The 15,480-nt window shown below is 74.8% G+C and carries 11 protein-coding genes; 6 read left to right on the top strand and 5 right to left on the bottom strand.

What is annotated here, in order from left to right; translation table 11 throughout:
* Window positions 1–79: 79 nt before the first annotated feature.
* The 4 genes from gatC (at window position 80) to AC1WTP_RS10325 (ending at window position 5,820) form a co-directional block, all read left to right on the top strand.
* Entirely contained in the window at window positions 80–385 is a 306-nt protein-coding gene (gene gatC / locus AC1WTP_RS10340) for an Asp-tRNA(Asn)/Glu-tRNA(Gln) amidotransferase subunit GatC (RefSeq protein ID WP_088995614.1), read from the top strand.
* The gene (gene gatA / locus AC1WTP_RS10335) at window positions 382–1,863 is read left to right on the top strand and encodes an Asp-tRNA(Asn)/Glu-tRNA(Gln) amidotransferase subunit GatA (protein ID WP_481648995.1); all 1,482 of its coding nucleotides are present in this window, start codon (window positions 382–384) and stop codon (window positions 1,861–1,863) included. The genes gatC and gatA overlap by 4 nt, the downstream gene beginning before the upstream one ends.
* A gap of 13 nt (window positions 1,864–1,876) precedes the next feature.
* Window positions 1,877–3,376, top strand: coding sequence for an Asp-tRNA(Asn)/Glu-tRNA(Gln) amidotransferase subunit GatB (gene gatB, locus AC1WTP_RS10330; RefSeq protein ID WP_481648994.1), 1,500 nt, complete (start codon window positions 1,877–1,879; stop codon window positions 3,374–3,376).
* Between the two features lie 74 nt (window positions 3,377–3,450).
* Complete coding sequence (locus AC1WTP_RS10325) at window positions 3,451–5,820, top strand: transketolase-like TK C-terminal-containing protein (RefSeq protein ID WP_481648993.1); 2,370 nt, start codon at window positions 3,451–3,453, stop codon at window positions 5,818–5,820.
* Window positions 5,821–6,293: 473 nt separating this feature from the next.
* Here the strand turns inward: AC1WTP_RS10325 and AC1WTP_RS10320 are convergent, their stop codons facing one another.
* Genes AC1WTP_RS10320 through AC1WTP_RS10310 form a run of 3 tightly spaced genes read right to left on the bottom strand, consistent with a single transcriptional unit; the run spans window position 6,294 to window position 10,973 of the window.
* Entirely contained in the window at window positions 6,294–7,871 is a 1,578-nt protein-coding gene (locus tag AC1WTP_RS10320; RefSeq protein ID WP_481648992.1) for a metallophosphoesterase, read from the bottom strand.
* Between the two features lie 47 nt (window positions 7,872–7,918).
* On the bottom strand, window positions 7,919–9,094 hold the full coding sequence (locus tag AC1WTP_RS10315; RefSeq protein WP_481648991.1) for a PQQ-dependent sugar dehydrogenase: 1,176 nt from the start codon (window positions 9,092–9,094) through the stop codon (window positions 7,919–7,921).
* Between the two features lie 58 nt (window positions 9,095–9,152).
* A complete protein-coding gene (locus AC1WTP_RS10310) occupies window positions 9,153–10,973 on the bottom strand; it encodes a SpoIIE family protein phosphatase (RefSeq protein WP_481648990.1) in 1,821 nt (606 codons plus the stop codon).
* Between the two features lie 191 nt (window positions 10,974–11,164).
* Here AC1WTP_RS10310 and AC1WTP_RS10305 point away from each other — a divergent pair, with 191 nt between their 5' ends.
* Entirely contained in the window at window positions 11,165–12,091 is a 927-nt protein-coding gene (locus tag AC1WTP_RS10305) for a 2-hydroxyacid dehydrogenase (protein ID WP_481648989.1), read from the top strand.
* An 18-nt stretch (window positions 12,092–12,109) separates the two neighbouring features.
* Here AC1WTP_RS10305 and AC1WTP_RS10300 read toward each other — a convergent pair whose 3' ends face one another.
* Window positions 12,110–12,487, bottom strand: a complete 378-nt coding sequence (locus AC1WTP_RS10300; RefSeq protein WP_481648988.1) for a PH domain-containing protein — start codon at window positions 12,485–12,487, stop codon at window positions 12,110–12,112.
* Window positions 12,488–12,702: 215 nt separating this feature from the next.
* Between AC1WTP_RS10300 and AC1WTP_RS10295 the strand changes: the two genes are divergently transcribed.
* Entirely contained in the window at window positions 12,703–14,364 is a 1,662-nt protein-coding gene (locus AC1WTP_RS10295) for a putative bifunctional diguanylate cyclase/phosphodiesterase (RefSeq protein ID WP_481648987.1), read from the top strand.
* Between the two features lie 12 nt (window positions 14,365–14,376).
* Here AC1WTP_RS10295 and AC1WTP_RS10290 read toward each other — a convergent pair whose 3' ends face one another.
* Window positions 14,377–15,396, bottom strand: coding sequence for a LacI family DNA-binding transcriptional regulator (locus AC1WTP_RS10290; protein WP_481648986.1), 1,020 nt, complete (start codon window positions 15,394–15,396; stop codon window positions 14,377–14,379).
* Window positions 15,397–15,480 lie beyond the last annotated feature (84 nt).

The following is a 15,480-nucleotide window of genomic DNA, read 5'->3' as shown; positions in this document are numbered from 1 at the left end:
TCCGGTCACCGCGCGTCACGCTCCACCGCCGCGTGGCACACCGCCCGGAGGAAGCAGCACAGTCACGAAGGGGGCACTGATGGCCGCCATCTCCCGCGAGGAGGTCGCGCACCTGGCGCGACTGTCGCGGCTCGCCGTCACGGAGGAGGAGCTGGACACCTTCGCCGGCCAGCTCGACGTGATCCTCCAGGCGGTCGCCCAGGTCGGCGAGGTCGCCGCCGCGGACATTCCGCCGACCTCGCACTCGGTGCCGCTGACCAACGTCCTGCGCGAGGACGTGGTGACGCCGTGCCTGACCCCGGAGGAGGCGCTGTCGGGCGCGCCCGACGCCGAGGAGCAGCGGTTCCGCGTACCGCGGATCCTGGATGAGGATGTGGCGTCATGACCCAGACCGATCTGACCAGAATGACCGCGACGGAGATCGCCGGCCTGGTGGCGGCGGGCGAGACCTCCGCCGTCGAGGTCACCCGGGCCCACCTGGACCGGATCGCCGCGGTCGACGACCGGGTGCACGCCTTCCTGCACGTGGACGCCGAGGGCGCGCTGGCCGCCGCCCGCGCGGTGGACGAGCGCCGCGCCGCGGGCGAGCGGCTCGGCCCGCTGGCCGGGGTGCCGGTCGCGGTCAAGGACGTGCTCACCACCAAGGGCGTGCCGACCACCGTCGGCTCGAAGATCCTGGAGGGCTGGCGCCCGCCGTACGACTCGACGATCGTGCGGCGGCTGCGCGAGGCCGGCACGGTGATGCTCGGCAAGACCAACATGGACGAGTTCGCGATGGGCTCCTCCACGGAATACTCCGCGTACGGCCCGACCCACAACCCGTGGGACCTGAGCCGGATCCCGGGCGGCTCCGGTGGCGGCAGCGCGGCGGCGCTGGCCGCGTACGAGGCGCCGCTGGCGATCGGCTCGGACACCGGCGGCTCGATCCGCCAGCCGGGCGCGGTCACCGGCACCGTCGGGGCGAAGCCGACCTACGGCGGCACCTCCCGTTACGGCCTGGTGGCGTTCTCCTCGTCGCTGGACACCCCCGGCCCGTGTGCCCGTACGGTGCTCGACGCGGCGCTGCTGCACGAGGTGATCGGCGGGCACGACCCGGCCGACTCCACCTCGATCCCGCAGCCGGTGCCGGACGTGGTGGCGGCGGCGAAGCGCGGCGCGACCGGCGACCTGACCGGGGTGAAGCTCGGCATCGTCACCGAGTTCGTCGGCGAGGGCGCCGAGCCGGGCGTCATGGCCGCGTTCCGCGAGTCGGTCGACACGCTCACCAAGCTGGGTGCCGAGATCGTCGAGGTGTCCTGCCCGAACTTCCGGTACGCCCTGCCGGCGTACTACCTGATCGCACCGAGCGAGTGCTCCTCCAACCTGGCCCGGTTCGACGGCGTCCGGTTCGGCCTGCGGGTCGGCGACGACGGCAACCGGTCGCTGGAGGAGGTCATGTCGCTGACCCGGGAGGCCGGTTTCGGCCCCGAGGTCAAGCGCCGGATCATGATCGGCACGTACGCGCTCTCGTCGGGCTACTACGACGCCTACTACGGGCAGGCGCAGAAGGTCCGCACCCTGATCACCCGGGACTTCACCGCCGCCTTCGACAAGGTCGACGCGCTGATCTCGCCGACCACCCCGTTCGTGGCCTTCCCGATCGGGGCGCGCACCTCCGACCCCTACCAGATGTACCTGGCCGACCTGTTCACCATCCCGACCAACCTGTACGGCGGCCCCGGCATCTCGGTGCCGTGCGGACTCTCCGACGGGCTGCCCGTCGGCCTGCAGGTCATGGCCCCGACGATGGCCGACGACCGGATGTACCGGGTCGCCGCCGCGCTGGAGAGCGCCGTCGGCACGTTCACCCCACCGGCACTGTGAGGCAGGAGCACCGATGACGACGACACTGCCCGCGTACGACGAGGTCGTGGCGCGCTACGAACCGGTGATCGGCCTGGAGACCCACGTCGAGCTGGGCACGAACACCAAGATGTTCTGCGGCTGCCCGACCGACTTCGGTGGCGCGCCGAACACCCGGGTGTGCCCGGTCTGCCTGGGCCTGCCCGGCTCGCTGCCGGTGGCCAACAAGGCGGCCATCGAGGCGACCATCCGGATCGGCCTGGCGCTGAACTGCTCCATCGCCGAGTGGTGCCGGTTCGCCCGGAAGAACTACTTCTACCCCGACATGCCGAAGAACTTCCAGATCAGCCAGTACGACGAGCCGCTCTGCGCCGACGGCTACCTGGACGTCGAGGTGAACGGCGAGCTGGTGCGGATCGGCATCGAGCGGGTGCACCTGGAGGAGGACACCGGCAAGACGCTGCACGTCGGCGGCGCCACCGGCCGGATCCACGGCGCCACCGAGTCGCTGGTCGACTACAACCGGGCCGGCATCCCGCTCGTCGAGATCGTCACCAAGCCGGTCGCCGGCACCGGGGCGCTCGCCCCCGAGGTGGCCCGGGCGTACGTCACCGAGCTGCGCGACGTGATCCGCTCGCTGGGCGTCTCCGACGTGCGGATGGAGGAGGGCTCGCTGCGCTGCGACGTCAACACGTCGCTGAACCTGCCCGGCCAGGAGTGGGGCACCCGCACCGAGACCAAGAACGTCAACTCGCTGCGCTCGGTCGAGCGGGCGGTCCGCTCGGAGATGCTGCGGCAGGCCGCCGTCCTCGACGCCGGCGGCCGGATCACCCAGGAGACCCGGCACTTCCACGAGGACACCGGGGACACCACCCCGGGCCGGTCCAAGGAGACCGCGACCGACTACCGGTACTTCCCGGAGCCGGACCTGGTGCCGCTCGCGCCGGACCCGGCCTGGGTCGCCGAGCTCAAGGCCGCCCTGCCGGAGCTGCCCCGGCTGCACCGGCGCCGGCTGCAGGAGCAGTGGGGCCTGTCCGACCTGGACATGCAGTCGGTGCTCAACGCCGGCGCCGTCGAGCTGATCGAGCAGACGGTGGCCGCCGGGGCGAGCCCGGCCGCCGCCCGCAAGTGGTGGCTCGGCGAGCTGTCCCGGCGGGCCAACGAGACCGGCGTGGAGCTGGCCGACGTCGGGGCCACCCCGGCGCAGGTCGCCGAGCTGCAGGGCCTGGTGGACGCCGGCAAGCTCAACGACAAGCTGGCCCGTACCGTGCTGGAGGGCGTGGTCGCGGGCGAGGGCAGCCCGACCGAGATCATGAACAACCGGGGCCTGGAGGTGGTCTCCGACACCGGCGCGCTCACCGCCGCCGTGGACGAGGCGATCGCCGCCAACCCCGACATCGCCGAGAAGGTCCGCAGCGGCAAGGTCGCGGCGGCCGGCGCCCTGGTCGGCGCGGTCATGAAGACCACCCGCGGCCAGGCCGACGCCAAGACCGTCCGCGAGCTGATCCTGTCCCGCCTCGGCGCCCAGGCCTGACCCACCCCGGCCAGCCGGCCAGCGCCACCCCACCCCTCGCGAGGCGTCAACGGCGACGCCTGGATGGAGCCACCGTGAACGACCAGCCGTCCCGCACCGACCTGGAGGTCCTCGACGAGATCCAGCGCCGGGTGCTCTGGCTCGCCACCCGGATCGTCGACGCGGCCAACCACGACCGCGACACCGGCGACGGGGTGAAGGTCGGCGGGCACCAGGCGTCCAGCGCCTCGCTGGTCACCGCGATGACCGCGCTCTGGTTCGCGCACCTGGACGCCGAGGACCGGGTGGCGGTCAAGCCGCACGCCTCGCCGGTGTTCCACGCCATCCAGTACCTGCTGGGCAACCTGGACCGTTCCTACCTGACCCGGCTGCGCGCCCGGGGCGGCCTCCAGTCGTACCCGTCGCGCACGAAGGACCCCGACGAGGTGGACTTCTCCACCGGCTCGGTGGGGCTGGGGGCGGCGGCGCCGCTGTTCGCCGCGGCCACCCGGCGCTACGTCGACGCGCACTTCGGGCCCCGCCCGCGGTCCCGGTTCGTCGCCCTGATCGGCGATGCCGAGCTGGACGAGGGGAACATCTGGGAGGCGGTGGCCGACCCGGCCACCACCGGGCTGGGCAACGTCATGTGGCTGGTCGACTTCAACCGCCAGTCGCTGGACCGGGTGGTGCCCGGGGTGCGGATCAACCAGTGGCGCGGGCAGTTCGAGGCGGCCGGCTGGCACGTGGTCGAGGTGAAGTACGGCCGCCGGCTCGCCGAGGCGTACGCCCGGTCGGGCGGCGAGGCGCTGCGGGCCTGGATCGACGCGATGCCCAACGAGCAGTACCAGTCGCTGTTCGGCCTCGCCGGGCCGGCGCTGCGCAAGCAGTTCCTCGACGGCGCGCCGGACGGGATCGCGGCGTTCATCGCCGACATCCCCGACGAGGAGCTGGGGCCGCTGGTCACCGACCTCGGCGGGCACGACCTGGCGGCGCTGCTCGACGCGTACGCCCAGTGCGACGCGGTCACCGACCGGCCCAGCGTGGTCTTCGCCTACACCGTGAAGGGGTGGGGGCTGCCGATCGCCGGCAACCCGCGCAACCACTCGGCGCTGCTCAGCACCGAGCAGGTCGACGCGCTGCGCGCCGCGCACGGCCTGACCCCGGAGACCGAGTGGGACCGCCTCGACCCGGCGTCCCCGGCCGGCATCCGGGCCGGCGAGCGCCGGGAGGCGCTGTCCCGCGCGCCGCGTGAGCGGGCGCTGGGGGTCACCGTCCCGGAGAGCACCCGGGTACGCGCCAACAAGCCCATCTCCACCCAGGAGGTCTTCGGCCGGGTGCTGGTGGACCTGGCCCGCGACCCGCAGGTCGGCCGCTACCTGGTGACCACCGCCCCGGACGTGGCCACCTCCACGAACCTCGCCGGCTTCATCAACAAGACCGGGGTGTTCGCCCCGACGGAACAGCGCTCCTGGACCGAGGACCGGATGCTGCGCTGGACCGAGAGCCCCGCGGGCCAGCACATCGAGCTGGGCATCTCGGAGATGAACCTGTTCCTGCTGCTCGGCCAGCTCGGCCTCGCCTGGGACCTCTCCGGCCAGCCGCTGCTGCCGGTCGGCACGGTCTACGACCCGTTCGTGCTGCGCGGCCTGGACGCCTTCCTGTACGGCACGTACTCCGGCTCCCGGTTCGTGGTCGCCGGCACCCCGTCCGGGATCACCCTCGCCCCGGAGGGCGGCGCCCACCAGTCCACCATCACCGCCTCGGTGGGCCTGGAACTGCCCGGCGTGACCTTCCTCGAACCGGCGTACGCGACCACCCTGGACTGGCTGCTCTGCGACGCGCTGGGCCAGATCGCCGGCGGGACGACCCCTTCGGCCACCGCGGCCCCGGCCGAGGACGGGGCCTACTACTTCCGGCTCAGCACCCGCCCGATCGACCAGGCGCCCTTCGAGGCGGCCCGGGCCCGGCTGGGCGACGCGGTGCTGCGCCGGCAGGCGGTCGCCGGGGCGTACCGGCTGGTCGACGCGCACCAGGCGTACCCGCACCTGGCGGACGCCCCGGTGGTGCAGCTGGCCGCCTCCGGCGCGGTGCTGCCGGAGGTGCTGGCGGCGGCGGCCGAGCTCGCCGAGGAGGGCATCGCCGCCCACGTGGTGGACGTGACCAGCCTGGACCGGCTCTACCGGGCCTGGCAGCGCACGCTGCGCCAGGGCGTCCGCACGGCCACCGTGCCGAGCGTGCCGGGCGCGCTGCGCACCGCGTTCGCCGACCGCGTGCCGGTGGTGACCGTGCACGACGCCGCCTCGCACGCGATGGCCTGGCTCGGGTCGGCGCTCGGCGCCCCGGCGGTGCCGCTCGGAGTGGACGAGTTCGGCCAGTCCGGCAGCGTCGGAGAGCTGTACGAACTGCACGACCTGCTCCCCGGCAGCATCGTCAACGCCGCTCTCGCCGCTCTCTCCCTGCGCTGATCCGGACCTGGGCCCTGGCTCCGCCCCGTCGGCGGTGGTCCGAGCGCTGGCCGGGCCGCACGACCACCGCACGACGTGCCCACGCCCCGCCGTGCTCACGCTCGGTCGGGCCTGCGTCCGGCCGGGCCTGCGCCGTCGCTCGCCCAGAGTGATGAGACCGTTCGGTAACCGGTGGTTACCGCCAGCCCATCCCAGACCACCCCTCACCGCGCGCTTTGCGCTGCTTCAACCGACGCAACAGTCGGTGACCAGCGTTTCTCGGTGGGCCCGGGTGGAGCGGTCGTCGCACCTCCGTCACGCTATGTGACCTGTGCGTATGGTGAAGCAGAGCAAAGGATCCGGGGTGGTGGGTGTGGTGGTCGGAGGTTGTCACCGTCGGTGACGTTTCCGGCAACCGCGCGAGCCCGCCCGGCATCCTGGCCTCAGCCGGCCCGCGACCGCCCGTCCGGTGCCACCGAGCGTCCCCGGCCGGATCAGCGGGTCGGGGTGGGGGTGACCGGGACCGGGGCGCCCGCCTTCGGGTCCTCCACGATGTGCCGCTCCAGGTTCACCTGGGCCTGGCCGGTGCCGCCCACGGTGATGTCGTCGTACGCCTGGAGCAGTTTGTCCTTGTCGAAGTAGAGCACGCTCATGGTCAGCGGGGTGGGCTTCTCGCCCTCCAGGCCGCGCAGCCCCGCGCCGCCGGTGGAGCCCTGCACCATCAGCTGGGTCGGCATCTTCCCCGCCAGCTCCGGCAGCTTCGACACCTGCCGGTTGTGGGTGTGCCCGGCGAGCACCAGCGGGCAGGTCCCGGAGAGCGGACCCGCGGAGGCCGGGTCGTGCACCAGCGCGATGTCCACCGGCCGCGGCGAGCTGCGTACGGTCGCCGCCAGCTGCTCGCCGACGCCGATGATCTGTTCGGCGACCTGCTTGGTGAGGCCGCTGCCGGCCGGCGAGGTGTTCTTGTCGGGCGTGAAGCGCGGGTCGCCGATGCCGGCGATGGTGAGCCCGGCGACCGTCGTGGTGCTGTTGTTCAGCACGATCGCGTTGGGTTGCCGGGCCACCGCGGCGGCGGTCCGGCCCGAGTCGTGGTTGCCCCGGATGAAGACGTACGGCTTCCGCAAGAGCCCGATCGACCCGACGTAGTTGGCCTCCGGCTCGCTGCCCCAGTCGGTGATGTCACCGGTGTCGATCACCACGTCGATGCCGAACTGCTCCACCACCGTGCGGATCAGCTGCCAGCCGGTCGGGTTGAGGTGCATGTCGGAGACGTGCAGCACCCGGGTGGTGTCGGGCGCGGGCTCGTACACCGGCAGCGCCGACACGGTGGTGTAGAGCTGGCTGACGTTGCCGACGAGCCGCTGGAGCTGTTCGGCGTAGCGGGTGTAGTCGTTGGCGATCCGGCGCGCGTCACCGACGATCGCCGGGGCGTTGACCAGCAGCCCCTCGTAGCGCGGCTCCTCGATCGCCTGCGGGCGTAGGGTGGCCGCGGCGGTGCCGAGGCTGCCGCCGGTGACCAGCAGCGCGAGCGTGCCGGCCCAGGCCGCCCGCCGGGTGTTCCGGAACACCAGCAGGGCGAGCGCCAGGGTGACCAGCACGGCGGAGGCGACGGTACGCAGGCCGAGCCGCATCACCCCCTCACGGACGTCGTCGACGGCGGACTGGCTCGCCCGGTTGATGCTCGCCGGGTCGTCGAGCAGCGCCTGGGTGCGCCCCTGGTCGAGCGCGCCCAGCTCCACGGTCAGGTGGGTCGGTCCGTCGTGGCTGTCCAGCAGCAGCGCGCCCAGCGGCGGGATGTCGACGGTGGTGCTCCCGCTGGCCGCCGGCGCGACCCGCAGGTCGGCGTGGAACGGGCCGATGTCGGTGCTCACCCGCCCGCCGGCGAGCACCCCGATCACCACCCCGACCAGCGTGACCGCCAGCACGGCCAGGGTCACCCCCAGCATGCGCAGCGGGCGACGCCAACTGGTCCGGGTGCCCGGCCGCGCGCCGAACGGCACGTCGGGGACACGGCCGGTCGCCGGGGTCTCCTCGTCCCCGGTCCCGTGCTGCTCGTTCTGCTGCCCGTCCATGAGTTACCGACCTGCCCAGTTGAGGATCTTGACAAACCCGCGTGCTGTCAGCTCCGGCCCGCCCCGCCGTCGGCGAAGACCAGCCGCAGCAGCCGGTCGTCCTCCGGCGCCGGGTCACCCCGCCCGTCGTGGTTGGAGGTGCTCACCCAGAGCGATCCGTCCGGGGCGGCGGCCACCGCGCGGAGCCGGCCGTACCGGTTGGTCAGCAGCTCCCGCGGCTGGCCGAGGACGGTGCCGGTGTCGGTCAGCTCGACCAGCCAGAGCCGCTTGCCGCGCAGGCACCCGGTGACCAGCACCCGGTCCACCGCCGCCATCCCGGAGCAGGACGCGTCCGAGGTCGGCCACTGGACGATCGGGTTGACGAAGCGCTTGTCGTCCTCGCGCCCCTCGACCTGCGGCCACCCGTAGTTGCGGCCCTTGGTGATCTCGTTGATCTCGTCCCAGGTGTTCTGGCCGAACTCGACGGCGTACATCCGCTTGCCGGCGTCCCAGGCCAGGCCCTGCACGTTCCGGTGCCCGAAGGACCAGACGGGGGAGTCGGGGAACGGGTTGCCGGGCGCCGGCTTGCCGTCGGTGGTGATCCGGAGGATCTTGCCGCCGAGCCGCTTCGGATCCTGCGACTGCGGCCGGTCGCCGGCGTCCCCCGTGCTGGCGTAGAGCCGCCCGTCCGGGCCGAAGGCGAGCCCGCCGCCGTTGTGGATGCCGGCCTTGGGGATGCCGGTCAGGATCGGTGTCGGTTCCTCGCCGAGCCGGAGCCGGACGATCCGGTTGTCCCGCTCGGTGGTGTAGTAGACGAAGATTGCCCGGTCCTTGGCGTAGTCGGGGGAGACCGCGATCCCCATCAGGCCGCCCTCGCCGGCCGCGGCGACGTCGGCGATGGTCTGCACCGCGGTGACCTTCAGCCCGTCCGGCCCCGACTCGGGGCCGACCTTGAGGATCCGGGCGGTGTCCCGCTCGGTGACCAGCGCGCCGCCGTCGGGCAGGAAGGCGATGCCCCACGGCACCCGCAGCCCCTTGGCCAGCACGGTGGTGACCACCTGCTGGCCGGCCCCGCCCTGGTTGGCCGAGGCCGAGGGCGTGGGGAGGTTGGGCGGCTCGCCGGCCGGGTCGGGCTCCGGCTCGCCGAAGCTGCAGCCGGTCGCCGCCAGCAGCAGCGCCGCGCACGGCGCCGCGAGGGCCGCCCGGAGGCGGCGGGTGCGAGGGTACGGGGGACGGGCGCTCACCGGCCCAAGGTTAGCCCGCCGACGGCCGGAAACCGGGCCCGACGCCGCGCCGTGCGGGTCAACGGGCCCGAACGGCGAGCAGCGCGACGTCGTCCTCGCGGCTCGGCGCCGCGGCCAGCAGCAGGTCGCAGAGCTCGGCCAGGGGCAGGCCGTGGGTGCCGGCCAGCCGGTCGAGCAGTTCCGCCGTGCCGTGGTCGATGGAGCGGTCCCGGCGTTCCACCAGGCCGTCGGTGTAGAGCAGCAGCGTGTCGCCCGGGGCCATCCCGGTGGTCCGGGTGGTCCGGGGCACCGGCCGGGCCAGGCCGAGCAGCGGCTCCGGCGGGCCGGCGAGCGCCCGGACGCTCCCGTCGGCGCATACCACCAGTGGGGCGGGGTGCCCGGCGTTGCACCAGCTGACCGACCAGCCGCCCGCGTCGTCCCGCCGGAACCGGACCAGGGTGGCGGTGGCGGCGGTGGGGATGCACAGCCCCCGGATCACCCCGTCCAGGTGGGTCATCAGCTCGCCCGGAGCGTCCGGTCGGCCGAAGGCGTTGCCCCGGACCAGGTTGCGCAGCTGCCCCATGGTCGCCGCCGCCTCGATGTCGTGGCCGGCGACGTCCCCGATGGCCGCGACGAGGTCCCCGTCCGGCTGGACGAACGCGTCGTACCAGTCGCCGCCGACCTCCACCCGGTCGGCCGCCGGCTGGTAGCGGGCGGCCAGTTCCAGGTCCCGGGTGGCCGGCAGCTTCGGCAGCATGCTGTGCTGCAGGACGTGGGCGACGTGCCGCTGCTCGCCGTACATCGAGCTGTTGCCGATCGCCTGCCCGGCGCGGCGGCCGACGTCCAGCGCGGTGAGCAGGTCGCCGTCGTCGAAGGCCCGCCGCCCCGGGCCGTTGACCAGGGTGATGCAGCCCAGCACCCGGCCGCGCCCGGCGTCGCTGACCGGCACGCTCAGGTGGGAGGCGAAGCCGGCCCGGGCCGCGATCTCCGGCATCTCCGGCCCGATCGTGCCGCGCCGGACGTCGCCGAGGGTGCCGTCGCTGCCCAGCACCGGCCGGCCGGTACGCAGCACCGCGCGGGTGATCGACTCCGGGGCGAGCCGGGTGCGCATCAGCTCGGCGAAGCGGGCCACGTCCGCCGCGCGGGCCGGGTCCCGGTGGGTGGCGAACACCTCCCGGGGCGTCCCGTCCGGGCCGACCAGGGTCACCAGGCACCAGTCGGCCAGCAGCGGGACCATGGTGTCGCCGAGGCGGCCGAGCGCGGTGGTCAGGTCCAGGGTTCCGGCCAGCGTCTCGCTCAACCCGGCCAGCAGCGCCAACCGGTCGTGCGCCTCCTCCGCCCGCTGCCGGGCCTGCTCGGCGCCGTCGAGCGCGATCCGCAGCCGCAGCTCGGACGAGCAGGCGGCGGCCAGGTCGGCGAGCGTGCGCAGCTGGCCGGGGGTCCAGTCGCGGGGCTTGCTGTCGATGGCGCAGAGCGAGCCGAGGACCCGCCCCTGCAGATCGGTCAGCGGCATCCCGGCGTACGCGACCACGCCCAGGTCGGGCACCGCCAGGTTGTCCCGCACCTGGGGGTGCAGGCGGGCGTCCGGCAGCACCATCGGCGTCTCGAGGTCGACCACGTGCTGGCAGAGCGAGTGGCTCAGCGGGGTCTGCCGGCGGGTGCCCCAGGGCTCCGGAAGGCCGACCGCCCCGGGAAAGAACTGCCGGTCGGCGGAGACCAGGGAGACCAGCGCCACCGGCACGTCGAGCAGGTCGCCGACCAGCCGGGCGAACCGGTCGAACGCCTCGTCCGGCGCGGCGGCCAGGCCGGTCTCGTCCAGCGACCGCAGCCGGTCGGGGTCGGTCAGCGCGGGGATCGCAACGGCGCGCGGGGTGCGCTGTTCACGGGGGCCGTCGGTCATCGGGCACCTGTCTGGCGGGAGCGGGCGGAGGGAGGCCGGCCGGCGCTCCGGCCACCGGTTATACCCCGGCGGACCGCCGCCGACTCGTGCCGCCGGACGGTCGCGTCGGTCGCTGTCGGGGGTGCCCGTTCGGGTGCCCGGCCCCGCCCCGACCGCCCCGCGGCCGGCGCGGGGGCCTATCGTCGGCGGGCGTGAAGGTATGGATCCCGCACGAGGCCGGTCGCGCGCTCCTCGGCGAGCTGCCCCCGGGCGTCACCGTCGAGGTGGTCGAGGACCCGACCCGGCTCCCCTCGGGCGTGGCCGACGTCCGGTTCTGGGTACCGCCGTTCCTGGCCGGCCCGGCGGCCACCGCGCTGGTCCGTGAGCTGCCGGACCTCGAGGTGGTGCAGTTGCTCTCCGCCGGGGCGGACGCCTGGGTCGGCCGGATCCCGGCCGGGGTGACGCTCTGCGACGCGCGCGGGGTGCACGACCCGTCCACCGCCGAGTGGGTGGTCACCGCGATCCTGTCCCAGTTGCGCGCGTTCCCCGCGTTCGCCCGGGCCCAGGCCCGTCGGGAATGGGCGTACGACGCGGTGGCCCCGACCGACGAGCTGGCCGGCAAGCGGGTGCTGATCGTCGGGGCCGGTTCGATCGGCTCGGCGGTGCGGGCCCGGCTCGCCCCGTTCGAGGTCGACTTCACCCTGGTCGCCCGCACCGCCCGCCCCGACCAGGGGGTGTACGGCGTCGACGAGCTGCCGCGGCTGCTGCCGGAGGCGGACGTGGTGGTGCTGCTGGTGCCGCTGACCGAGCAGACCAGGGGACTGGTCGACGAGAAGTTCCTCGGCGCGATGCGGGACGGCGCGCTGCTGGTCAATGCCGCCCGCGGGCCGGTCGCCCGGACCGACGCGCTGGTGGCCGAACTCTCCGCCGGCCGGATCTCCGCCGCGCTGGACGTCACCGACCCGGAGCCACTGCCGGCCGACCACCCGCTCTGGGCGATGCCGAACGTGCTGCTCACCCCACACGTGGCCGGCTCGGTGCGCGGGCTGTTGCCGCGGGCGTACCGGCTGGTGGGCGACCAGGTGCGGCGGTTCGCCGACGCTGAGCCGCTGATCAACCCGGTGGTCGACGGCTACTGAGCCGGCGCTCGCCGGTGCTCAGCCGGCCGACTCCGGCAGGGTCTGCCCGGTGGCCGAGACCAGCCGGGGCAGGTCCGCGCCGCGTACCGCCGGCAGCACCACCTGCTGCCCGTCGTCGAGCCGGGCCACCGCCCGCCCGCGCGGGTCGGTGGCCAGTTCCACGACGTGGTCCCAGCCGATCCGGCGCTGCCCGGTGAGCGCCCGCAGGCGCAGCTCTCGGGCATCGGCGTCGGTGCCGGCCCGCCACGCCCAGACCGCCACCGCCAGCGGCACGAGCAGCACCGGCACCAGATACCAGCGCGCGCTGGCCAGCGGCAGGGCGCCGATGGCGGCGATGATCGCGGCGACCAGGATCGCCTGGTTGTACCGGAAGCGGACGGTGTCGGAGCGGCTCACCCCCCGATGATCCCACCTCCGGCCGGCGCCGTTCCGCCCGGGCGGGAAGCCGGCGGGTGCCGACTCCGACAGTGGCGCAGGTCACTGTCCGGTGCCCGTCACCCCACCGGCTGGCGGGTCGTTCGTCTCAGGTGGGCGGCGGACTCCCTGCCCCGCACCTCGTACCGCCGCCGCGCCCCGCACCGCCCCGTGCCCCCCTCACGAAGGCGATCGCCGTGCCCCCTCCGTACCCCTCCCACCACGTACCGCCGGCGGACCGTCGCCTGCTGCGCCACGCCGCCGACGCGGCCGGTCCGGCGGTGGCGCTGGCACTCGCCGGCTGGCTGCTGCTGCCCGGCGCGCTCGGCGGCCCCACCCGGCTCGCCGCGGCGGTGGCGCTCGGCGCGTCGGCCGCCTGCGCGCTCACCACGCTGACCGAGGCCTACCGGTACGGCGGGGTCGGGCGCTGCCAGGTGGTCGGGGCGCTCAGCCTGCTCACGCTGGTCGTGCTGGCCGTCGGGCACCAGCTCCGTGCCGGCGCGGTGCCGGACCCGACCGCCGTCCTGCTCGCCCTCGCCGTCGTACCGCCGCTGGTCCTCCGCCAGCTGCTGACCGCCGGCCGGCGGCGGGCACCGACCGGTGACGTGCCTCCGGCCGACGGCCGGCCGCCGGCGCCCGCCGACCGGGCGGAGCTGGTGCGGGCCCTCGACGCGTTGCGGGACGCGCCCGGGCCGTCCGGGGCGCTGCTGGTCGTCGAGTTGACCGCCGACGGCTCGGGGCACGCGGTCCGCGAGGACGTGCTGGCCGAGGCCGGCCACCGGGCTCGCGCGGTGCTCGGCCCCCGGGACCTGTTCGCTGATCCGAGCGGCGCCGGGTTCGCCGTGCTCACCACCGCCGGCCCGGTGCTGGCGTACGCGCTCGGCACCCGGCTGCTGGCCGCGCTCACCCAGCCGTACCAGCTGCCCGGGGCGGAGCTGCGGCTGCGGGCGAGCATCGGGCTGGCCGAGATCGACGGGTCCGGCCCCGAGGACGTGCTGCGCCAGGCCGACCTGGCCCGGCGGCGGGCCGTCCAGCTCGGCCGGGACCGGGTCGAGTGGTACGACGCCTACCTGGAGGAGCAGCTGGTCCGCCGGCTGGACCTGGAGCGGGAGCTGCCCGGGGCGCTCGCCCGGGGCGAGCTGGACCTGGTCTACCAGCCGGTGATCGGGCTGGCCGACCGGCTGCCGGTCGGCACCGAGGCGCTGCTGCGCTGGCGCAGCCCGGTGCTCGGCACCGTCCTCCCGGCCGAGCTGCTGCCGGTGGCGGAGGACCTGGACATCGTGGGCGAGCTGGGCTGCTGGGTGCTGGACCGGGCCTGTCGCCAGCTCGCCGCCTGGTCCACTGGCGGCCGGGAGCTCTGGATGGCGATCAACGTCAGCGTCCGCGAACTGGTCTCGCCGGACTTCGTGCCGCGCACCGCGGCGGTGCTGGACGCGTACGGGATGCCGCCGGACCGGCTGGTGGTCGAGGTGGCCGAGCCGCGGGTCGGCGCCGAGTTGCCCACCGTGGTCGCCCGGCTGGCCGGGCTGCGCTCGCTCGGCATCCGGACCGCGCTCGACGACTTCCGGCCCGAGCACGCCTCGCTCGCCCAGCTGCGCCGGCTGCCGATCGACCTGCTCAAGGTCGGCCCGGAGCTGGTCGACCCGGCGGATCCGCAGCGCCCGCTGATCGACGTGGTGGTGAACGTCGGCGAGCGGCTGGGGCTGGAGATCGTCGCCGAGGAGCTGGAGTCGCCCGCCCACGTCGACGGGGCACGCCGGGCCGGCTGCCGGTACGGCCAGGGGTTCGCCCTGGCCCGGCCCGCCACCGCGGAGCGGGTCGAGGCGTACTTCGAGGAGTTTCCGTCCGCGTTGCGGTGAGCCTGATCCGGTTCACCGGTGCCGCGGCGGTGCCGTGCTCCCGCGCGGGGTGAGGTGCGCCGTCTGGTCCTGCAACGTCACCGGTGCGGCGCCCCCGATCACCGCCAGCAGCTGCCGCGCGGCGTACGCGCCGTAGGCCGGGATGTCCCGGCTGAGCGCGGTCAGCGGCGGGTGCACCAGCTGGCAGAGCGGGGAGTCGTCCCAGGCCACGATGGACAGGTCGCCGGGGACGGCGAGCCCCATCTCCTGCGTCACCGACAGGCCGGCGATCGCCATCACGTCGTTGTCGTAGATCACCGCGGTCGGGCGGCCGGCGGAGCTGAGCAGCCGCCGGGTGGCCCGGGCGCCCTCCTCGCCGGTGTAGTCCGACGGGACGGTCACCGCGTCGGCCAGCCCGAGCCGCCGGCAGGCCTGCGTGAACGCCTCGGCGCGGATCTCGGTGTGCAGCAGGTCGGGCAGCCCGCCGACCCGGGCGATCCGCCGGTGCCCGAGCGCGACCAGGTACTCCACCGTCTCCACCAGCGCGGCCGCGTCGTCGGACCAGACGCTGGCCAGCCGGCCGGTGCCGCCCGGGCCGCCGATCACCACCGCGGGCAGGCCGAGTTCCTCCAGCACGGGCACCCGGCGGTCGTCGGTGCGCAGGTCGCAGACGAGCACGCCGTCCACCCGCCGCTCGCCCCACCAGCGGCGGTAGACCGCGATCTCGGCCGTCTGGTCTGCCACCACCTGGAGGGTGAGGGCGTACGACCGGGCGGCGAGTTCCGCCTCGACGCCGCTGATCAGCTCCATGAAGAACGGCTCGATGCCGAGGGTGCGGGCGGGTCGGCACAGCGCCAGCCCGACCGCCTCCGCGGTGGCCCCGGAGAGCGCCCGGGCCGCGCTGCTGGGGCTGAAGCCGATCTCGGCGGCGATGGCGAGGATCCGCTGGCGGGTGGCCTCGGAGACGCCGGGCTGGCCGTTGAGCGCGTAGGACACCGCGCCCTTGGAGACCCCGGCCCGTCGGGCGACGTCGGCGATGGTGGGCCGCTTCACCGGCGTTCTCCTCCACTCTCCCGCCGGGGGGCGGGTTGCCACGGTGCCGGGGTGACCGGCGGCGACCAACGCTACTGCACGTCG

The organism is Micromonospora sp. R311, from assembly GCF_056780015.1.
This window is presented reverse-complemented; position numbering and strand designations above follow the sequence as displayed.